Below are 22415 nucleotides of genomic sequence, written 5' to 3'. Positions count from 1 at the left end.
CGATCGCCTATTCTTAGAAATCCGTCATTTTTATAATCAAAACCATTTTAGTTTTAAATATTTATCTAAAAATGGCTATAATCGCAATAACAATAAACGGTTAATGGAAAATACGATTAAAAATAGATGCACGCCATGAGCATGAGTTTTAAACGAAGGGATGGCTTTGAAGGTGAGAAGCTAATCAGTCTTCCGCCGGGGATTCTGCGTGATGTTGTGCACAAAAATCCGGCGTTATTTCAGCTCTATATTACGCACATTGGTTATTTCCCAAAAGCGCTTTTCCATTATCGCGAACGCCGCAAGGGATGCGAGGATAACATTCTGATTTACTGCATTCAGGGGAAGGGACATTATGTGATTGGCGATAAGAAATTTACCGTTTCTGCAAACCAGTTTATCCAGCTGCCTGCCACCGATCAGTACATTCGCTATTGGGCGGATCATGAAGATCCGTGGACGATTTATTGGGTGCATTTCACCGGTCCGGCCATTGACAGCTTTAACCAATCGCTGCAAATTACGCCGCAGAAAGGGCCGGTTAACCTCATTTTCAATGACAAAACGCTGGACACCTGGCATCGGCTTTACCAAAGTCTGGAAATGGGTTACAGTCTGGAAAACCTGGTGAACGCGACCATGTGCCTGCAATATTTTATGGCGATGTTCCTTTTTCCAGACAAACATCTGACCTCCGAAAACACAGAAAAACCTGATATTGTGACGGATACGATCACGCATATGCGCCAGCATCTGGACAAAAAACTGTCTGTGGAAGATATGGCCCAAAAGCATCAGCTTTCCTGCTCACACTTTTCCATGCTGTTCCGTAAAGGCACAGGCATGGCGCCGGTCGATTATTTTATCCATTTAAAAATGCAGAAGGCTTGTCAGCTGATCTATGCAAATGAGGGGAAAATAAAAGAAATCGCCATGAGTCTCGGTTACGACGATCCGTTTTATTTTTCACGAGTTTTTAAGAAAAACATGGGGCAATCGCCGGAACAATACAAGTTAACCGCAAAGAAAGTAGGTTAATTGGCTGGAATAAACATTATTAATTCTTTATTAAGTTATAATTAATCAAAAATTATAGGCTTGAAAATAGATTTGGTTTTTCCCGCAACGGGAAAGTCACCTTAATCAATTCATGAACTTAATTTTTGACGAATGAAAAAACATCTCTTACTTCTCTTTTGCTTTGCTATCGCATTGCAAGCACATGCGCAGGTCGTTGTGGTGGATGATTGTGAATCGCTTACCGGCTGGGGCGGCGGAGATAATGCACTCAGTCTCGATACCAGCGAACCCGTCCAGGGACAGGCTTCCATCCGATCGGAAGGAGGCGGCACGGAACGTTTCAAAAAGAATTTTCAGGCTCCGCTCAACACAGGCATTGCGGCCAGCGAGCTCACGATCGCTTACTTGCAGTTTTCGTTATTTGTCTCCGATGTTACCAAACTTTCTGCATCCGACGGGCAATTTGAGATCACAAGCTCAGGTGGTCCGGACACGGACGAATTCAGCTGGGGAACAGCGAGCGTCAACCTCCGAAACGGCTGGAACAATGTGACACTTCGATTGAGCGGCGCAGGAAAGTCAGGCAATCCGGACTTGTCTGCGATCAACTTTTTCAGATATTACAAACCGATCAATGCCGGCGAAAGTGTCATCTTTAAAATTGATAACATTCGTTTTACAAAAGGTTACACGGGCAGCGAACTCATTGGCGCGCACATTTTTAATAATGCGGACCAAACGACGGGCTGGTCTGGCTCAGAGGCAGTTGCGGCCGATAACGGGAATAAAATCCTGGGGTCAGGCTCAATTACAAAAACAGGTTCCGGATCTGACTGGTTTATCTACAATGCGCCTGCGCCTTTCAATTCAACGGTAAGTGAGGCCAATGGAATGATCAAATTTTGGCTTTATGTCTCGGATGCAACGAAACTCACCGGCGCAGGAAGCATTGTGTTCTCTTCGTCAGGCCAGGCAGGAACAAATGAATACAGTTGGAATATGGCCGGCCAGAAACTGCTGAATGGCTGGAATCACGTGTTTTTGCGGATTTCCGAAGCAGCCAAACAAGGCAGTCCGAATCTCTCCGCCATTAATTATTTCAAGATTTCTCAGCCACTATCCGCGTCCGTCACAGCCAAAATTGATGAGATTGAATTCTTCCAGCCTGAGTCGGCCATTACAGCAGATCCATCCGCGAATACGTTGAATGGAAAGGTGATGTTTGGTTATCAGGGCTGGTTTGGGATGCCCACGGACGGACAGCCTGCCCATAACTGGTGGCTGCATTGGTTTGACGGCGCGCCACAGCATAGCACCGCAACGGTGGATATGTGGCCCTATCTCGCAGATTATCCGCAAAATGATCTGGTTGCGACCAACATGACTTACAGCAACGGAACTCCGGCAAAGCTTTTTTCAAGCTATAATTACAGCACGGTTGATGCGCATTTCAAATGGATGCAGGAGAATGAAGTGGACGGTGTTTTTCAGCAGCGTTTCCTCGTCAATTTCACAACAACGGACACCCGCGTTCATCGGCATTTTGAAAAGGTGATCCAGAACGTGCAGGCCGCCAGCGTCAAATATGACCGTGTTTATTCTCTTATGTATGACCTTTCCGGCGCAAACGCGACTTCTACCGAGGCTGTGATCGCGGACTGGAAGCGGTTGATCGATGAGCTGGGCGTCACATCCGAAAACAGTTACTTATGGCACAAGGGAAAACCTTTGGTGGCACTATGGGGACTGGGACTTGCGTCTAATCCGGAAGCAACGGCGGCGCGTTCGGAGAAACTGGTGAGATGGTTTAGGGAGGGTGATCCGAATGATCCTACCGATGCTCCCAAATACCGCGCGACAGTGATGGGCGGGCTAAACGACAACTGGCGCGAACATTCCGCAGCATGGCTGGCTGTCTACGATCTGCTTGATGTCGTAAGTCCGTGGTCGGTGGGCCGATTTGGAGATGAAAGCGGGGCTAATGCATTTGCCATCAACAAAGTAAGGCCGGACATGGCGTATCTGGAACCGAAATCGATCGATTATATGCCCGTGATTTTTCCCGGATTTTCGTGGTTCAACTTGCAAACGGTCCGCGGCAACACGAGTGCTGCGGTTAAGAATTCGATCCCGAGAAATGGAGGAAGTTTCTTTTGGCAGCAGTCTCAGAATGTCATTAATGAAGGCGCAAAGATGATTTACCTGGCTATGTTTGATGAAGTTGACGAAGGAACTTCCTTTTTCAAAATGGCCAAATTCTCCAACCACGCGCCCAAAGGCGGTAACACCTGGTTTCTGTCCCTCGATGCCGATGGCTACGATCTGACGCCCGACTGGTTCCTCGGCCTGGCCGGTTATACCAAAAAGGTTTTGACCGGAAAGGCGACCAACAGCTTATCCGTGCCGCTTTATCCGAACGCACTTTCAACCGAAGCAGGCAACCCGCTGCCTGTAAATCTGGTCAGTTTTACGGGCATAACCGAGGGCAATGCTGTTCGCTTAAACTGGGAAACGACAAGTGAAACCAACAGCTCGCATTTTGAAATAGAGCGAAGCCAGGATTCGAAAAACTTTACAACGATCGGAAAAGTCAATTCGCACGGCACGACAACTGCTTCACAGGCTTATCATTATGATGATGTAAATATGCCTTCGGGAACGTATTACTATCGTTTAAAAATGGTGGATGCTGATGAATCCAGCAGTGTAAGCCGGATGGTGAGTGTGAAAATCGTGTCGGAAGACCTTACCAATGTATATCCGAGTCCCGTAAGCAGCAAAATTACGGTAACATCCGAATCGAAGATCCTGAATGTGGAAATTCTCAATGCAGCGGGTCGCAAAATTTATACGGCAAAGCCTGAAAAGACTGAAATGGATGTGGACGTCAGCAGCTGGCCCACTGGCATTTACATTATCAAAGTGAATGGAACTGAGCGTAAATTTTTTGAAACAATAACCAGCCATTTTGCTTGTTTGCCACATGCCGTCGCATTAGTGTCGGCATGTGGCATTACAGTCATGATTAGAACATTATGATAGCGTGCTTTTCGGTGACATACGCTAAACTTCACGAATATGCGCGCTGCCCTCATCGTTTTTGCCTTATTGATTTCCTGCATTGTTCAGGCTCAGACTGCCCTGCTGATAAAGGTTGGAAAGTTATACGACGCTCAAAACAAGGCATTCATAGAAAATCAGCAGATTCTGATCTCTGACGGGATTATTCAGGAGGTTGGCAGTAAAGTGAAAAAGCCGAAGGGTGTAAAAGAGGTTGATCTGAGCAGCTGCACGGCCACTCCCGGCCTGATTGACATGCATACGCATTTGCTTTTTAATCAAAAACAAACAGAAATCGGCTTCATAGACGCTTCAAAAGTGCCGTTCGAAGATCGAATTGCAGCAGGTCATAAGCTGGCACAAAGTTGCCTGGAAGCGGGCATAACAACGGTCCGGGACCTTGGAAATTCAGGCCCGTATCTGGACGTGAAACTGCAAAATGAGTTTAAAAATAAAAAAGGAAGCCTGACCCTGTTTGCGTCCGGACCCATTGTAAGCGGACCCGGCGGGCAATTTTTCAGGCTCACCGCACCCGATTCTTTTCTGGTCGACCAGGAATACAGCGTCGTTCGGACTGTGCAGGATGCGCAGAAAGTTGTGGCCGAACACGCGCGTAAAGGCGCACAAGTGATCAAGGTTTGTGCAGATACGGAAAATGGTTTGTTGAAAAAAGAGCTGCTCGTCGCCATCGTGGAAGCTGCTAAGGTGCATAAGTTGCCGGTTACGGCCCACGCGGTCTCGGATCGTGGCGCACGCAATGCGGTAATGGCGGGCGTAAATGGGATTGAACACGGATACTCGCTTTCGGACAGCACAATTCAGTTGATGTCGGAACGAGACGTGTATCTTGTCCCCACGGATGTGTCACGGGAGCATGGAAGGTTGATGGTTGCCGGGACTGGCAAGAAGGGAAAAGAGGCAGATGATTTTCTGGAAAACCATTTACAAGCAATGCATGCGCGGCTGAAAAAAGCGGTCGATAAGGGTGTCAGGATTGTTTTCGGCTCTGATTATTATATGGATATACAAGGGCTGGATCGCGGAAAAACTTCGGTGGATGTGCTTATTTCGTATCATGAGGCAGGCATACCCGTGACTGAGGTTTTACAATATGCCACCGTAAATGCTGCCAAAGCATTGGGAGCAGAAAGTCAGATCGGAGCAATCAGAAAAGGCATGAAGGCTGATCTGGTGATTTTTGAAGGCAATATAGAGCAGGATTTTGCAGCGACATTGGCCCGGGTCAGGATGGTGGTGAAAGATGGCGTGCAGGTAAAATAGCCGGATTCTGCGTGCGAAAACCCGTCACTTTTGGATCAGTCCGGAAACAACATTGATCGTCAGCGCGACGAGCAGGGTGTTAAATGCAAAAGACAGCAATCCGTGCACCAGCGCAATCCGCCTGATTTCCCGCGAAGAAATGGTCACATCAGAAACCTGAAATGTCATGCCCAGCACAAAGGAAAAATACGTAAAGTCAAGATAATCAGGCTCCGGCTCTTCCGGAAATTCCAGTCCGCGAAGCTGTTTGGAATGATCATGCTTGTCGCGGCGTGTGCGGCCGTAAAACATGTGCGCATAACGCAATGTGAACACCGTATGCACCAGCACCCACGAACAAATGATGCAAGAAAAGGACAGGATAACATGGACAGTCAGGTTTTCCCAGGACGCCGCACTTCTTGCACTTTGTAACAGGAAAAGAATGGCAAATAAGCTCACAAAAGAAGAACCCACCACGAATAGCGCACTCAATATCCGGCTCGGATCCTGGCCGCTGACCTCCCGGCGCACCTCGGAAGGATGAGCGCTGAGAATGGTGACCCACATTAAGCCAATGTGTACGCCGCTGTACATAAGCCAGCCGATCATCCAGTTGATCGGCTTTTCGACGAATGAGGAACTGAGTATGACCGCCGCCACACCACAAACCAGGGAAATCCCCAGTTTGTGATGGGCATCCAGCCGATTGATCATTTTAACAAGTTCCATAAAAAAAGGAGGTGCGCTATGCTGCTAATTTAGCACCTCTTTCGCATAAAACGCGTGTAAATAGTTTTGGACTACTTTGACTTCAACCCCTATTGATTTAGAACTATTCGCTTTCACAGTATCGCGCAGCAGTATGATGACCTGTAAGATTAATTATTTGGATAAATAACTTATTTACAGATTTTCTCCACCGGTTTCCTTTTGCACAATGCGCAGCTGGTGTGTATTGAAAACCTGCGAGTTAGGCTCAACGCTTTTGGTTAGAAACACGCTTCCGCCAATGACACTGTTTCTGCCAATTACTGTGTCGCCTCCGAGAATAGTGGTCCTCGCATAAATGATCACATTATCTTCGACGGTCGGATGGCGCTTGGTGAGTGCAAGGTTTTTGGCAACTTGTAATGCGCCGAGCGTAACGCCCTGGTAAATACTGACGTTTTTACCGATTACGCTCGTCGCACCAATGACAATCCCCGTGCCGTGATCGATCATGAACGGTACACCGATTTCAGCATTCGGGTGAATATCCACGCCCGTTTTTCCGTGCGCATATTCACTTAGGATCCTGGGCAAAACCGGGATGCCCAAGCTCACAAGCCGATTCGCAATGCGGTAAACGGCAATGGCGTAAAATCCCGGGTATGAAACAATTACTTCATTGACACTATGCGAGGCCGGATCATATTCATTGATCTTATTGGCATCATAGCGTAGATCCTGGTAAATTCCTTCAAGTGAATTGTAAAACTGGTAAACCACATCATCGATATCGATCCCGGATGGTTCGAGATAACTGAGCAGGATATTTTCCAGATCAATCTGATTTTTCTTCAAAATCCCCTCATACGCGCTGCTTTTGGGCAAATGGTTGCTTGGGAAAAGAAACTGTAAAAGCCCGTCGAGCCAGGCGATCGCATCCACCGAAGATGGCGTCGCCTCCCATTCTGCATTGTGTGTTGTCTTTAAAAGATCAATTAAGGAACGCGTATTGAGGTTTTTCATGAGTGGGCAATCTCGCTATTTCTTGGCCTTGCGCAGCCGGTATAATGTTTCAATCAAAACATCAATCTCGGACGTTGTATTGTAAAATGCAAGCGATGGACGAACAGTAGTTTCAACACCAAACCGCCGAAGGATCGGCTGCGCACAATGGTGACCTGATCTTACAGCAATGCCTTCTTTATTCAATGCCGCGCCCACTTCTTCTGTTTTATATCCTTCAAAAACGAAAGACAAAACCGAAGCTTTATCAGGCGCAGTGCCGATCTGACGCAGTCCGGGAATGTTTTTCAATAATCCGGTTGCATACATCAGCAGGTAATCTTCATATTGGTGGATCGCGTCGATTCCGATTTTATTCACATAATCGATGGCTGCACCAAGTCCGACTGCGTCGGCAATGTTGCCGGTCCCTGCTTCAAAACGGTTGGGTGCTTTGTGAAAACGGGTGTGCTCGAATGTGACGTCTTCGATCATATTTCCCCACCCTGCCAGGTCTGGGTATCATTTAGCAAATCTTCCTTTCCGTAAAGCACGCCAATGCCGGTCGGACCGAATACCTTGTGACCGGAGAAAACAAACCAGTCGGCATTCAGCGCCTGTACATCCGTCCGCAAATGTGACACGGATTGTGCGCCGTCGACCAGCACTTTTGCTCCTACCGAATGCGCCATTTCAACCATTTGCTTTGCCGGCGTAACCGTTCCCAAAGCATTTGAAACCTGCGTAAATGAAACAAGCCGGGTTCTGTGATTAAGGAGTTTGGCATATTCACTTAATAAGATCTGCCCATCGTCATCAACCGGGATAACCCTGATTTTGAAACCTTTTTTGCCCGCCAGTTGCTGCCAGGGCACAATGTTGGCATGATGTTCCAGGTTACTCAGAATGATTTCATCTCCGGCTTGCAGATTTTCATCACCCCAGGTCTTAGCCACCAGATTGATCGCTTCCGTAGCGCCGCGAACGAAAATGATCTCATTCACAGAACGCGCATTCAGGAATGCCCTGCACTTTTCACGCGCAGCTTCGTAGGCGTCCGTCGCACGTGCGGCCAGCTCGTGGGCAGCGCGGTGAATGTTTGAGTTTTCGTGTTGGTAAAAATAAGAAATCCGGTCGATAACCGACTGCGGCTTCTGTGTAGTAGCTGCATTGTCAAACCAGATCAGCGGTTTTCCATTCACACTTTCCTGAAAAATCGGGAAGTCTTTTCTAACCAGATTTACATCAAAAAACGAATGCGAAGATGCTCCTCCGAAATGTGAAAAAGTATTGCCCGTAAGCTGCGAATTTCGAAGCGGATTATGGCCAAAAGGATCATTTCCCTGAAAACCTGCCCCGGACAAAAAATAATAATGCGCAGTTTCCAGGCCACCATTCGAAGGAAGCTGTGGCGTGGATTTGAATGTATTGATGGTTGACCAAAGCTTACTCACATCCGGCTCAAACGAAGTGTCCGCAGAAAGCGGAAATGATGATGCATATCCCGGCCCGTGTTGTACAACGGAAGGAGAAACGCCGCTCCCGGCAGCCGTAGGCGACGCTGGAAAATGCGGGTCCGACAAGCTCGTTTGCGGATTATTTACATCAAAAGGTTGCAGGTGATCCTGGCTTTGCTCCTGCCCATTTCCAAACAAAGACGGCAGCCGCTCATGCACCAGGTTCAGCGACTTTTGCAACCGTGGATGGTCGGCCAGATCCGGCGAAAAGTTGGCTTGCGGAACTTCGTTGGGCAATAATTTGAAAAGTTCATTGGCCAGCTGCTCGATCTCATGCACGTCCGGAAGACCAGAAATGCCGGGATCCGACTGTGGCAAATTAATATTTGTACTCATGGTAGTTTCCAATTTCGACATCTTCCAGGACTGCAATCGCATCTTCTACCAGCACGGCCAGTGAGCAATACAGGGAAACAAGATAGGACGCGATGGCCTTATCATTAATCCCCATAAAACGAACCGACAATCCTGGCGACTGCTCGCCCGGAAGTCCAGGCTGGTAAAGTCCCACAACGCCCTGACGGCTTTCACCTGTACGGATCAGCATGATTTTGGACTTGCCATTTTCAATCGGCAATTTGTCAGAAGGAAAAAGCGGAATCCCTCTCCACGTAATGAATTGGGAACCGAAAAACGATGCCGTTGGAGGTGGAACGCCTTTCCGCGTGCATTCTCTGCCGAATGCGGCAATGGCCTGTGGGTGTGCCAGGAAAAATCCAGGTTCTTTCCACACTTTGGTGATCAGATCGTCCAGATCATCCGGCGTCGGTGGACCCAGGCGTGTTGAAATGCGTTGTGAAGGTGCAATGCTGCTCAGTAATCCATATTCCTGATTGTTGATCAGCTCGCTTTCCTGACGTTCCTTAATGCTTTCAATCGTAAGCCGAAGCTGCTCACTGATCTGGTTATACGGCTTGCTGTAAAGGTCCGAAACGCGGGTATGCACATCGAGCACGGTGTTGACTGCCGTGAGGTTGTACTCGCGTGGATTTTCAACGTAGTCAATGAATGTATGCGGCAATTCTCTTTCGTCACGCCCCGAGCAATCTACCTCAGCCACACTGCCTTCCTTCACTTTGTTGAGCCGATATACGCCCGACTCGACGGGAATCCAGTTTAATAAATGCGTAAGCCACCGCGGGGTGATGGATACCATTTGTGGGACCGTGCGGGTCGCAATGGCGAGTTGCCGCGCGGCTACATCGCCAAGCGCAGTTTGTTGCGTGTTCTGTTTTGCCATCTAAATTTTGAAGATTAATTGATGCAATCGCTGCCATTTCAGACCGGCTGTGCTTTTGTGCCACGAACATACGTCAATTTCAACCCCTAAGCCGGTTTAATCACGGAGCTTACCACCAGCGGCTTACTTATTCAGCTGTTCCAGAATCTGTTTTGCCGCCCGCACATCATAATCGGTATCTTTTTGATTCTCTTTCAAAAGTGCTTTTACATTCGCCGCGGCAGGCTGTGCCTTTATGCCGATGGTTTCCAGCACATTCAATGCCTGCACCCGCGCCATCTGGTTTTTATCGGTTAGCGCCTCACTCAATGTTTGTACCGGCTTGTCGGTTTCACCCAATGCGAGCAGCGATTCTGCCGCCGCAATGCGAACCGTTATTTCGGAGTCGTCGAGCAATGTGAGAAGCTTGCTTTTGGCCGAAGCCGCATCATTTTTCAGGACAAATGTGCCGATTACAGCCCAGTAACGGACAACGGGATCTTTGTCATCAAGTCTTTTTGTAATCTCGCTCAATTTAGATCTATCGCGTGAAGACGCGATTTCAGCTGTTTCAACAACCCTTCTCACATCATACTTTCCACTTTTCCCATAATCGTAAAGCGGCGTCGTTTCAGCGATTTTGCTTAAAAGACCCTCCGGAATAAAGCCCACATCATTCGACTCGATCAGCCAGTTGTGGTTCACTTCCCGAAGTTTCATCAGAATAGTTTTATACTTAGGGTCAGCGGCGAGGTTGTGAATATTATGCGGATCATTTTCTATATCAAAAAGCTCCTCAGCTGGTTTTTCCTGCCAAAATCTGGATTGGTCTGCATTCAACCGACCAGCTTTAAACTCGGCTTCCCACGAAGGCATCGATGGTGCTTTCCAAAGATATTCCAGGTGCTGCGCATAAATTTTATGGGGCAAATAATTGCGGATATACCTGAATTTTTTATCCCGAACGGTCCGGGAAAGATCCGTGCGCTCGTCCATTCTCCCACGAAATCCGTACGCATATTCGCGTTCTTTTCCCCCGCTGTTCTCCTAAAAACGCCTTTCCCTGCATGTAGGCCGGAATGTCCAATCCCACGAGGCTCAGAATACTTGGTGCAAAATCCAGGAATGTGACAATGCGGTCCGTTTGTGTGCCGGGTTTTCCAGGCGCCAGGGCAGCGAATTTTTCCGGAACATGGATGATTAAGGGCACGCGCAGGCCCGATTCATAAACAAAACGTTTGCTGCGGCCGAGTATCCCACCATTGTCTGCATAATAAAAAACGATCGTATTCTCAGTCAAACCGTGCTCGTCGAGCTCTTTCAAAAGTGCACCAAACTGGCTGTCCATCTCCTCTATTTTATCGTAATACAGCGCCCAATCGTGCTTCATTTCTGCCGTTTTCGGATGGTAAGGCGGCAATGGCGCTTTTTCAGGATCGTGTTTCAACTCTCCGGTCGGCACCGAAGTATGAATGCTGCTCTCATGCGAAACATTGAGATTAAAAACGGAGAAAAACGGCTGTCCGGGCTTGCGGTTTTTGTAAGTAGCCTTGCCGCTGGATTCATCCCAGGCTTCCATTTGGTCAATGGTATTATAGTCCTTTTTAGCATTATTGGTCGTGTAATAACCCGCTTCTCGCAGATATCGAGGGAAAAATTTAACAAAATCCGGAACCGGGTAAGTGCTCCGCATGTGCTCCGTGCCCATCGAAGGCGGATACATGCCCGTAATCAATGTTGACCGCGAGGGCGCGCAGACCGGCGCGGTTGCAAATGCATTTTTATACAAAACGCCCCGGGTTGCGAATTTGTCGAGATTCGGTGTGGTAGCATATTTATCACCATAGGCGCCCAGGAATGGGCTGTTGTCCTCGCTTACGATCCAGAGAATGTTGGGGCGATCCTGGCCGGGTCGATCGTTTGTGGGTTTGTCCTTTTGCTGTGCTTTTATAGTTGTGACAGTTAGTATTGAGACAAACAGGAATATCAATCTTTGAAAAGAGGTTTTCATTAAAAAAGGCCTTTGAGGTGAATGTGATCTGCTTTTTTGGTGGCTCCCGGCATTTCGCCGCGTTTGTCTTTGCTGGCAGTCGGCTCGCCGGTTTCGCGGTCGTACCAGTCGGGCGTGAGGTTTTCGGGTTCGGTGTCGCCGGTTTCGTCCTGCCATTGTTTGAGAATGCGCCGGAGTTCACTTACCTGGGTTGCGTAAGTTTTGTTTCCTACTTCATTTTTGGTTTGCAGCGGATCTTTTTGGTTGTCAAAAAACTCCTCCGCTGGCCGGGTTTTGAGCAGCGCGTCGTTTTGCAACACGGTGAGCTTGCCGCTCGCCTTTGTGGCCTTCAATGCTTTTGCAGACGGACTTTGATTCGCGTCAATCGGACCTCCATTGTCCCATTCTGGTCTTTTATTAACGATAAACAAAAAATCCTTGCTCCTTACCGAGCGTTCGTAAGCCGCGTAATCGTGCCAGTTATGTTCGGCAAAAACGTATTTGCGAAATGCATTTTCGGGTGATTTTAACAATGTTGCAAAGCTGGTTCCCTGAATGCTTTCCGCAGGTTTTACACCAGCCAATTCCAGTAATGTAGGTGCAATGTCAATGCTGCTGATCAGACTTTCACAGACTTGTCCGGCTTTGATCCCGGCTGGCCAGCTCACAATAAACGGCGTTTTTACACCCGCATCGTAAAGCCGCGTTTTGCTGCCAGGAAACGGTCTTCCATTGTCGGCAGTGAAGATAATGAGCGTGTTATCTGCAATCCCTTGTCTCTCTAATTCCTGTCGCAAGTCTCCAACGTACTTATCCAGCTGCGAGATTTCATTGTAATAAAAAGCCAGATCCTGCCGCGTTTCCTTGGTATCAACGAGCGTCGGCGGGACGACAATGTCCTTTTCGGGATTATGCTGTGGTCCATCTGTCTTCGCCGACCAGGGCCTGTGCGCGTCAAATGGCGCGAGCCAGAAGAAAAATGGCTTGTCTTTTGGCCTGGCTTTCAGCAGGTTGTTCCATTTCAACTCGCCGCCTTCCCCATTGGCTTTCCGGTCGACCAGCAGCGTATCATATGCCCGGCGCGTGTTCGGGCCCTCGTGCCATTTGCCGACCAATGCAGAAAAGTAACCCTGTTGTTTGAGCAACTCCGGGAAATATTTCAAATGCGCGGGCAAACGCGCATGCAGCTCGGCAGCCCCGGTATTATGCGGATAACGACCGGTGAGAATGCTGCTCCGGCTCGGACTGCATGAGCTAGCAGTCAGGTACATATTTGTAAACCGCAGCCCGTCTTTCGCCAGCTTGTCGAGGTTGGGCGTTTTGATCTTTTTATTCCCGTAAGCCCCGATGTCGTCCCAGCTGATATCATCACCGATAATGAAAATGATGTTAGGCGCCTGGGCGGCAGCTGTTTCAATGCAGCTGCCGGCAAGGACGAAAACGAGTAACAGGATGCTTTCTAGTTGTCTTTTCAATGTGATCAGGTTACTAATTTTCTTGACAAGTTTCACTATTTGTTCATCTGGACTATCTGCTCGCTGATAGTTAGAAGCTTGCAACTCTATAAAGTTGATAGGCAAAGTAAGAAATTGCCGCATTTTTTTACTTACTGTTGGAGTGGGAATTTTTAAAAAATCTTTTTGATAAGTTATGAGTGGCCCTTTGGCAGCTGTAGACTGGTCTTAGTGCTCCCCTGCCCGCCGGGTTAAAACCCGCCTTAGGATATCAGTCGAGCCGATGGCTCTGGTGTTGTGTGCAAATTTTGAAAAAGTTCTTATAACGCTTTTATTAAAGGTCCCAGACGAAAAAGAGCCGTAGGCTCGGCCGATCCCTAAGGTGGGTTTTAACCCAGCCGGTCAACAAGTGTAGAAAGAGAAAAATCCTAGGCATATCCGGAAACGGCTTCACTCTCCTCTGCCCGCCGGGTTAAAACCCGCCTTAGGATATCAGTCGAGCCGATGGCTCTGAGGTTGTGTGCATATTTTGAAAAAGTTCTTCGACCACTTTTATTAAAGGTCCAACGCTAAAAAGAGCCGTAGGCTCGGCCGATCCCCTAGGATGGGTTTTAACCCGGCCTAGCAGGAGTAGAAAGAGATAAAAATCCTAGACATATCCTGAAGCGGCTTTACGCCCCCCACCCATCTTCTCCTTTTCCTGCGCATCCAGCAAACCTGCCTGCATTTCCTGAGCCTGAACTTTGAAATCAAAGAGCTCTTTGATCTGCCGTTTGATCAAGGCAGGCCATTGCCGATAATTTTTAGACAATGGAACGATGGAAGCGCGTTCTTCCTGATGTTTGAGGGCGAGGGCGTGCCTTAATTTGATTTGATTGGCAAAAAACGATTTCAGCTGCTGGCAATGACGCCGGGCAAGACTAAGACTTTGATCCGCAGATGTATTGAGTAGATTCATGATGCACAGTTGTCGGTTTAACTTACTGCACTGATGTAGAGGGAAACAGATATAAATGTAACCAAATGCATCGTTAACAGCAACTTCCGGCTTCGAATTCATTCGGATGTGCACATGCAAATTAGCTGACCTTTTCTTATCTTGCCTTCCATATGACTTATTTTTTACTCAGGATTGTCAAGTACTAATATTTATCCGTTTACCGCTGGCGAAGGCCGCCTCGGCTCGCTTATTCGTAGTTATAATTGGGATGCTTCACCGTTGGGACAGCCGGAAAAGTGGCCGGTGAGCCTGCGAACAATGTTTCAGATGATGAGCAACTCCCATGTCCCGATGCTGATGCTTTGGGGCCCGCAGCTTGTCATCCTTTACAATGATGCTTTTTGCCAGATTATCGAAAGCGATGATAACCCACAGACATTATTTGGGCAGCGCTTCCTTGAAAGCTGGCCGAAGTCATGGCCGCTTACCACATCGACTATTGATTCGGTCATTGCAGGCGCTGGACCGGTGTTGTTGGAAAATCAATGTTTTGATAAGAAAGATGGGACTGGCGATAGTCATTGGACTTTGAGCCTGGGCGCTGTGCATGATGATTCGGGAGCAATAGGCGGCGTTTTGGTGAGCTGTTTGCCAGAAGTGAAAGTTGCCGGAACTGCCGATCAGCTTAGGGAATTGGAGCAGCGCCTGGAAAACCTGCGCAGTGTGATTGACAGTGTTCCCTTCCCGATTGGCGTTTACGTGGGTCGTGAAATGCGGATACACCTCCTCAATAAATCGATTATCGAAGCCTGGGGCAAAGGGCCGGATCTCATCGGAAAGCGTTACGCGGAAGTTTTGCCGGAACTCGCTGGCAAAGGCATTTACGAACAACTTGATAGCGTTTATACGACCGGGCAGCCTTATAATGCCCATAACCAACGTGTTGACTTGGTTGTAGACGGTGTGCTGCAACGATTTTATTTCAAATACACATTTACTCCTCTTTTTGACGCAGCCGGAAACGTATATGGTGTCATGAACACCGCAGCGGATGTGACGGATCTGGTGTTGGCGCAAGAGCAGCTGATGCAAGCTGAAACGAAGCTAAGGGGTGCTGTGGAGCTGGCGCAACTGGGCTCCTGGGAGCTGGACCTGGAATCGGGTCAGGTTAATTATTCAGACCATATCAGATCGTGGTTTGGCCTGGGCGAGGACTCTGCGCCGCTTGACGAAGTTTTCAACCCGATCCATCCGGACGATCGCCAGGCCGTTCAGGCAGCCATTGCCGAAGCTGTGAGGCCGGGTTCTTTCGGGACTTTTGAAGCGGAGTATCGACTGGTTGGCCTGGATCCTGCCGATGAGCGCATCGTGCATGCGCTTGGAAAAATCTTTTATAATGAGGAAGGAAAAGCCAGCAAGCTCATAGGCACAGCGCAGGATGTGACGCCCGCCCGGCGGCGACAGCAAGTGCTCGAACAGCTGGTAAAAGAGCGAACAGCTGACTTAGAGGCACTAAATGAGGAACTCGCTGTGCAGAACGAAGAATATCTGGCGGTTAACGACGAGCTCGAAGAAACCAATCAGCTCCTGCTCCGCTCGAACGAAAACCTTGAACAATTTGCATATGTGGCCGGACACGATTTGCAGGAACCATTGCGGAAAATCCGTCAGTTTGGCGATCGTTTGAAGTTGCAGTTTGCAGATGCTAACGGTAAAAATCTCTTTTATATCGACCGCATTCAGGCCGCGGCGGCGCGTATGTCTGTCCTGATTACAGACCTGCTTGACTTTTCGAGCATTACATCGCAACACCAGCAGGACGGGCCTGTCCAGCTTAGCAACATTGTTGATGCTGTTTTGAATGATCTGGAATTGATTGTCGGAGAAACAGGCGCAGAAGTCCAGATCGGAGCAATGCCAACGATTCAAGGCAATGCCCTGCAGTTAACACAACTGTTTCAAAACCTGATCAGCAACGCCCTCAAATTTCGAAAAACCGGGACGCCACCTGTTATCAGCATCACTTGCGAGTCGCTTGCACAAACAGATTTGCCTGCATTAATAAAGCCCGTTCGCAGCGTGCAAATGTATTATCAGATCGCAATAACAGATAACGGGATTGGGTTTGATGAAAAATATCTCGACCGGATTTTTCAGGTTTTCCAACGTTTACATGGAAAGCAGGAATATGTCGGAACAGGCATTGGTCTGGCTATTTGCGAGAAGGTCGTGGCCAATCACGGCGGCGCCATTACGGCCAGCAGCCAGCCCGGACAAGGCTCAACATTCAAGATATTCTTTCCAATCCCGACTGACGAATTCCTTGCATAACAACTTTCATTTTACCATTAAGCTTGATATTAAAAACAAAAATACTATGTTCGTATGTATGAACATGCATCTGCGCTTTGAGCGGCTGTTTAATTAAATATATATGAAGATTAAGTCCGGTTTAGCTATCGTTTTGCTTATCATATCAATGTCCGGTTATCCTGTTGCCGGACAAAGTCTGCTCAAATATGTCGATCCCAATATCGGCACGGCGCACAGCCGCTGGTTCTTTTACACGCCCGCCGCTGTTCCTTACGGCATGGCTAAGCTGGCGCCTTCCACGAACGGCCATTACGGTAACCCGTCCGGATGGGAAGCGGTTGGCTATGACACACGTCAGAATTCGATCGAGGGCTTCGTGCATTTTCATGAATGGCAAATCGGGGGTGTAAGTTACATGCCGACCACTGGTCCGGTTAGAACAAAGCCGGGTGAGCTGGAAGGAACAAATACTGGCTATCGCTCAAAATTTGACCGGAAAAATCAGGTTGCAGAACCGGGTTATTACAAAGTTTTGCTGGACGATTACAACATTACTGCTGAACTCACAGCCACCAAAAGAGTTGGTTTTCAGCGCTATACATTCCCAAAAAATGATCAGTCGCACATTGTGCTGGACATTGGCAACAAGCAAGGAGAAAGTGACATTGTTACGGATGCAAACATTAAAATGCTGGATGACATGCACTTCGAGGGTTATGTGATTACTTATCCAAAATATGTGAAGATCTATGATCCGGAAGGCAAGATCGCGATGTTCTTTTATGGCGAAATCAGTAAAAAGCCAGGATCTGTTACAGCATTCAATGGCGAAAATATAACTCCAAATAACAAAAGCGCAACGGGTAAAGGCGCGGGCCTGGTGCTCAATTATCAGACAAAAGATAATGAAACAATTGAAGTAAAAACGGGCTTATCTTACACGTCAACCCAAAATGCGAAGCAAAATTTCCTGGCGGAAGCGAAAGATCTGTCATTTGATCAGGCGAAAGCGCAGGCGCAAAAAATCTGGCAGGAGCAGTTGAGCAAAATTACCGTAGAGGATGGCGATGAGGATAACAAAGTCAAATTTTACACCGGCCTGTTTCACGCTTTGCTGGGCAGGGGCATTGCCAGCGATGTGAACGGCGCTTACCCGAAACACGGTGGAAAAATGGGACAGTTGCCATCTCAAAATGGCAAATTGAAATCAGAATTTATCAACACAGATGCGATATGGGGCGGTTTTTGGAACATTACGCAGCTATGGGCGCTCTCCTATCCTGAATGGTATGGCAGCTTCGTCAATACACATTTGCAGATCTATAAAGACAAAGGCTGGTTCGGTGACGGCATTGCCAACAGCGAATTTGTATCGGGCGTAGGCACTAATTTCGTCGGTCTCGCGATTGCCGGTGCGTACAATGCAGGCATCCGCAATTACGACGTCGACTTTGCATATCAAGCTATAAAAGCCAACGAGCTGAATTATCAAAACAGGCCGATTGGTGCGGGAAAGCTGGACACCAAAGCATTTGTGGACAACGGTTATGTTCCATTTTTTGATCAAAAAGGTCAGGATTTTATCACCGATTCTACCGGATCCAATTTCGCAGGATCGCATACATTGGAATACAGTTACAGCGCATTTGCTGCTGCGCAAATGGCCAAAGCAATGGGCAAGACGGCCGACTACGATCAGTTTTCAAAGCTATCAAACGGCTGGCGAGAAATATATAATCCAAAAAACAAACTTATGCAGCCCAAAAAGGCTGACGGCAGCTTTGTCGAAAAATTTGATCCTTACCAGCCGTGGCGTGGATTTCAGGAAGGCAATTCGGTGCAATACACATTTTATGTTCCGCATAACCCGGCTGGGCTGATCGATGCCATTGGAAAAGAAAATTTTAATAACCGACTAGACAGCATTTTCACTGTTTCAGAAAAACTGGGCTTTGGTGGAGGAAAAACGATTGATGCTTTTGCAGGCGTTAACTCCATTTATAACCACGGAAATCAACCCAATTTACACACAAGCTGGCTTTTCAACTTTTCAGGAAAACCCTGGTTAACCCAAAAATGGACGAGAGCCATAGGACGCGAATTTTACGGAACCGAGCCAATCCACGGCTACGGCTATGGCCAGGACGAAGATCAGGGGCAGCTTGGATCGTGGTATGTGATGAATGCGCTGGGCCTTTTTGATGTAAAAGGTTTCACTGATCAGCGCCCAATCATTGAACTCGGCAGTCCGTTATTTGACAAAGCAACCATTACATTAGGCAACGGAAAAAAGCTGATCATTGAAACGAAATCCAATGCAAAGGAAAATGTATATGTGCAGTCAGCGACTTTTAACGGACTTGCGTTGGATAACTGCTGGCTTTATCGGGATGAGTTGATGAAAGGTGGAAAGCTGACATTTGTAATGGGGCCAGCGCCCAATACAAGCTGGGGCACCAAAACGCCGCCGCCTTCCGCCCAGTAATTATACATTAAGAAACTGTTCAAAAACCTGCCAGATCGCATCCTTAACGAAAGGTTTGGTGATGAAATCGTTCATACCGGCAGCGAGACACTTTTCTTTTTCTCCCAGCACATTTCCCGCTGTGAGTGCAACAATCGGCAAATTGTCTGCGCCCGGCAGCTCCCTGATCAGTGAAGTGGCTTCGTATCCGTTCATGAGCGGCATTTGAATGTCCATGAAAATCAAGTCGGGCAGCTGCTGCCGGCAGAGTTCGAGCGCTTCTTTTCCGTTGACCGCTTCGAGCACTGTTGCATTCACTGCCAGCTTTTTGACAACCGTTTTGGCCAGTAACATGTTGATCAGATGGTCTTCAACAATAAGAATCGTCACTTCTTTTGTCGTAATCTGTTGCTCGGTTTGACCAACGGAGCTATGCTTTTTAACCTCATTACCCGACAGGTTTGCCAAAGAATAGGAGATATCCGCCAATTTTACGGGCTTCATTAGCCGCGAATTGATCTGCAAATTCTGACAAGCATTCAAAACGGTCGCGTCATCCGCCGAACTGTTCATTAAAATAATGGGCAGCTTTTCGCTGGAAAAGGCTTTCCGTATTTCACCCGCCGCTTCAAGGCCGTCCAGATCGGGCATTTGATAATCGAGCAGAATTGCATCATACATGGCACCGCGCGCAAGCTTTTCCAACGCTTGCAAGCCATTTGCCGCCTGATCCGATTTGATGCCTAGCTGGTCAAGCATCCGTTCCAGCAGTTGCCGGCTTTTATCATTATCGTCCACAATGAGCACCTTTTCAATAGCCGCTACAACCGGTGACGCGGTGTTCGTTGCTTTCTGCGATTGCATCGTCAGGTCAAAATAAAGGGTGCTGCCTACGCCGTGAACGCTTTCTAAATGCAGGCTGCTCCCCATGAGCGCCAGCAATTGATTGGAAATGGTCAGACCAAGTCCGGTTCCTCCGTATTTTTTGGTTGTCGAGCCATCTTCCTGTAAAAAGGCTTGAAAAATTTTGGCCTTCTTTTCCTCCCGGATTCCAATGCCCGTATCGCGCACAATGAACCGGCATGTGATGGCATCACTTTTCAGCGGCTCGTATTCCAGAATTTCAATTTTAAGCTCAATTTCGCCTTGTTCGGTAAATTTTGAAGCATTGCTGAGCAGGTTAATCAGCACTTGTTTCAGCCTGATATCATCAACCCACACAAATTGCGGAAGGCACGCCGGGATGTCCAGCAGCATTTCGAGGCCTTTGCTTTGCACCTGGAAGGATATAATGTCAACCGTTTGGGCTGCAATTTCGTAGATATCGTATTTATTAATGTCAAGTTCAAGCTTGCCTGCCTCGATTTTTGAAAAATCCAGGATATCATTGATAATGCTCAGCAATGTGTTGGCAGACTGGTGTACAAAGCCCAAATATTGCTTTTGGGTGTCGTTCAAATGTGTTTTCAAAACCAGGTCCGTGAAACCGATCACGCCATTCAGCGGCGTCCGTATCTCATGGCTCATGTTGGCCAGAAACTCCGACTTGGCAATGTTGGCCTGCTCAGCCAGTTCCCGGGCTTGTTTGAGTTCCTGACGGTGAAGCTCCATGTCTGTCACATCGTAAATCAGCGTAATAATGCCTCCGATGCTGCCATCAAACTGATACCACGGCCACACTTCCCACAACAGATATCGATCGTGTTCCCAGCCTTCCGGCCTGAACACCCGCTCCCCTTTTTGCATTCCCTTGCCCGACAATGCATGCTGATGAATGCCCTTCCACTCCTTGCTCATGTCCGGAAACAGGTCATAGGGACTTTTCCCGATCACATCATTGCTCGAAAGCGTATATTCCTGCTCCCATTTGCGGCTCACGGCCAAATACCGGATATCATTATCCAGCATCGCCACAACCGCCGGGATATGCTCAACAAATGCCAGCAGCAGCGCCTGCTGCATGCTTAGCTGTTCTTTGGTAGATGCAATTTGCAGCTCTGTTTTTTTCTTTTCGTCAATGTCCTGGACCGTTCCGTAAAGCTTTAAGCACCGTCCTTTTGCAAATTCAGCATTGATCACAATCCTTACCCAGCGCTCCTCCGTATTGCCGACAACAATCTGGACCTCAATATCATGGGCCGTGCCGTGCTCGATGGCTTCGCCCATTGCTTTTATCATCTTTTGCCTGCTGACGCCTGTTTTGTAAAGGTTCATCACATTGGCAATAGACAAGTTCAGGCTGGGAGACTGCTGGTAAATGCGCAGCGCTAATTCGGACCAGTAAAATTTCCTTTCGGCCAAATTGAATTCCCATCCCCCTACTCCTGCGATCAGACTCGTTTGCATGAGCATCTGTTGCGTTCTTTGCAGCTCCTTGGCCTGGTTATGACTTTGGGTAACGTCAATGCAGTTGCCCACAACGTATCCGTAACCGTTCTCATCCATCACCAATGCATTGCGGTAACTCCATATGACATGATGCGCGTTTTTATGCATGGTGGTCATCAACCCGCTGGATTTCCCGGTCTGTTTGATCTGTTGAAAATAGGCCTGTAAACCTTCCCTGTGCTTCATAGGCGTCACATCGAGCAGGTTCATCCCTAAAAACTGCTCTACGTCATAGCCTAAAAGTCCTGCTCCATCTGAATTGACTGCGGTAAAATTTCCTTCCAGATCATGCGTACACATGAGCCCTTGCGAGCTCTCAAAAAAAGATTTTAGCTTTTCTTCGCTGCTGTTTGCAATGTCTTTGATCATGTCACGCTTGTGATGACTCTGGCGGTTCCGGCTGGCGTGACTGAGCTTTTTGTTTGCCGTAATCAGCGCCATAGCCTGCGAGGAAACCAGTTGCAGTGCATTTTTCTGGACTTCTGAAAGTTTGCGAACATTGTAATCCATCACGCAGATCGCACCTAAGGGGTTTCCCGAAGAATCCATCAAAGGGTGACCTGCATAAGATTTAAGGCCCGGGTGCTCAGCCAGCAGCTCATTGTTGGCGAACCGCTCGTCGAGGCTGACATCTTCAATTTCAAAAATCGACCCGTGGAGCATTGTATATCGGCAAATGGAAGTTTCCCTGGCCATTTCAGTTAAACATGTCCCGCGGCTCGACAAAACCCACTGCTTTTTCTCGTCGATAATTGTTATCAGACACACTGCCGCATCACAAACCAGGCAGGCCAGATCAGCGAGACTATCAAATTCCTTCTGCTTGATTTCGTCAGAAAACGAAAAGCTGAGCAACGCCTCTAACCTGTCACTCTCGTGAACCGGAAGTTCAGCTGTCAAATTTAGATCTGCCCCGGGATTGTATTCGCCATGTTTCATCTAATAAAACTACAATTAGTTTTGGGTTAACTCAAAACTAATTGTATCACACAGAATAATTTAGATCCTATCAACGCAACTGGGAACCCTGTTCAATGCAAGACAGGCAGAGAAAGACCGCGGGAAATTGTAAAAATC

13 protein-coding genes and 1 pseudogene are annotated in these 22415 nt (G+C 47.9%); 5 read left to right on the top strand and 9 right to left on the bottom strand.

Annotation, left to right across the window (positions count from 1 at the left end; all coding sequences use genetic code 11):
• The first annotated feature begins 135 nt into the window (after positions 1 to 135).
• The 3 genes from AC0IYG_RS14580 to AC0IYG_RS14570 all read left to right on the top strand — a co-directional run bounded on the left by AC0IYG_RS14580 (position 136) and on the right by AC0IYG_RS14570 (position 5361).
• Positions 136 to 1038, top strand: coding sequence for an AraC family transcriptional regulator (locus tag AC0IYG_RS14580; RefSeq protein WP_471711793.1), 903 nt, complete (start codon positions 136 to 138; stop codon positions 1036 to 1038).
• A 132-nt stretch (positions 1039 to 1170) separates the two neighbouring features.
• Entirely contained in the window at positions 1171 to 4059 is a 2889-nt protein-coding gene (locus AC0IYG_RS14575) for a T9SS type A sorting domain-containing protein (protein ID WP_471711792.1), read from the top strand.
• A 39-nt stretch (positions 4060 to 4098) separates the two neighbouring features.
• Complete coding sequence (locus AC0IYG_RS14570; protein WP_471711791.1) at positions 4099 to 5361, top strand: amidohydrolase family protein; 1263 nt, start codon at positions 4099 to 4101, stop codon at positions 5359 to 5361.
• 24 nt (positions 5362 to 5385) lie between these two features.
• On the opposite strand, the gene AC0IYG_RS14565 is transcribed toward AC0IYG_RS14570, so the two are convergent.
• From AC0IYG_RS14565 to AC0IYG_RS14530, 8 genes and pseudogenes are all read right to left on the bottom strand, one after another.
• On the bottom strand, positions 5386 to 6072 hold the full coding sequence (locus AC0IYG_RS14565; protein ID WP_471711790.1) for a DUF1345 domain-containing protein: 687 nt from the start codon (positions 6070 to 6072) through the stop codon (positions 5386 to 5388).
• Positions 6073 to 6246: 174 nt separating this feature from the next.
• On the bottom strand, positions 6247 to 7074 hold the full coding sequence (locus AC0IYG_RS14560; protein WP_471711789.1) for a serine O-acetyltransferase: 828 nt from the start codon (positions 7072 to 7074) through the stop codon (positions 6247 to 6249).
• A gap of 15 nt (positions 7075 to 7089) precedes the next feature.
• Positions 7090 to 8906 (bottom strand): annotated as a pseudogene (locus AC0IYG_RS14555) (family 2A encapsulin nanocompartment cargo protein cysteine desulfurase).
• A complete protein-coding gene (locus tag AC0IYG_RS14550) occupies positions 8890 to 9810 on the bottom strand; it encodes a family 2A encapsulin nanocompartment shell protein (RefSeq protein ID WP_471711788.1) in 921 nt (306 codons plus the stop codon). Before AC0IYG_RS14550 ends, AC0IYG_RS14555 begins: the two are co-directional and overlap by 17 nt.
• 123 nt (positions 9811 to 9933) lie before the next feature.
• Positions 9934 to 10719 (bottom strand): HEAT repeat domain-containing protein, encoded by a 786-nt coding sequence (locus AC0IYG_RS14545; RefSeq protein WP_471711787.1) that lies wholly within the window; start codon positions 10717 to 10719, stop codon positions 9934 to 9936.
• A gap of 25 nt (positions 10720 to 10744) precedes the next feature.
• Positions 10745 to 11800, bottom strand: a complete 1056-nt coding sequence (locus AC0IYG_RS14540) for a sulfatase family protein (RefSeq protein WP_471711786.1) — start codon at positions 11798 to 11800, stop codon at positions 10745 to 10747.
• Positions 11800 to 13377, bottom strand: a complete 1578-nt coding sequence (locus AC0IYG_RS14535; protein ID WP_471711785.1) for a sulfatase family protein — start codon at positions 13375 to 13377, stop codon at positions 11800 to 11802. The genes AC0IYG_RS14540 and AC0IYG_RS14535 overlap by 1 nt, the downstream gene beginning before the upstream one ends.
• Positions 13378 to 13882: 505 nt before the next feature.
• Positions 13883 to 14191, bottom strand: a complete 309-nt coding sequence (locus AC0IYG_RS14530; protein WP_471711784.1) for a hypothetical protein — start codon at positions 14189 to 14191, stop codon at positions 13883 to 13885.
• A gap of 174 nt (positions 14192 to 14365) precedes the next feature.
• On the opposite strand from AC0IYG_RS14530, the gene AC0IYG_RS14525 reads away from it, so the two are divergent.
• Positions 14366 to 16504 carry a PAS domain-containing sensor histidine kinase gene (locus tag AC0IYG_RS14525; protein WP_471711783.1) on the top strand — a complete coding sequence of 713 codons (2139 nt, stop codon included), beginning with the start codon at positions 14366 to 14368 and terminating at the stop codon, positions 16502 to 16504.
• Positions 16505 to 16607: 103 nt separating this feature from the next.
• The gene (locus AC0IYG_RS14520) at positions 16608 to 18971 is read left to right on the top strand and encodes a GH92 family glycosyl hydrolase (protein ID WP_471711782.1); all 2364 of its coding nucleotides are present in this window, start codon (positions 16608 to 16610) and stop codon (positions 18969 to 18971) included.
• On the opposite strand, the gene AC0IYG_RS14515 is transcribed toward AC0IYG_RS14520, so the two are convergent.
• Positions 18972 to 22238, bottom strand: a complete 3267-nt coding sequence (locus AC0IYG_RS14515; protein WP_471711781.1) for a response regulator — start codon at positions 22236 to 22238, stop codon at positions 18972 to 18974.
• Positions 22239 to 22415 lie beyond the last annotated feature (177 nt).

The sequence above is a fragment of the Dyadobacter sp. AC419 genome (genome assembly GCF_979253085.1).
Note: the sequence above shows the minus strand (reverse complement) of the source record. Positions and strands in the feature narration are given on the sequence as shown.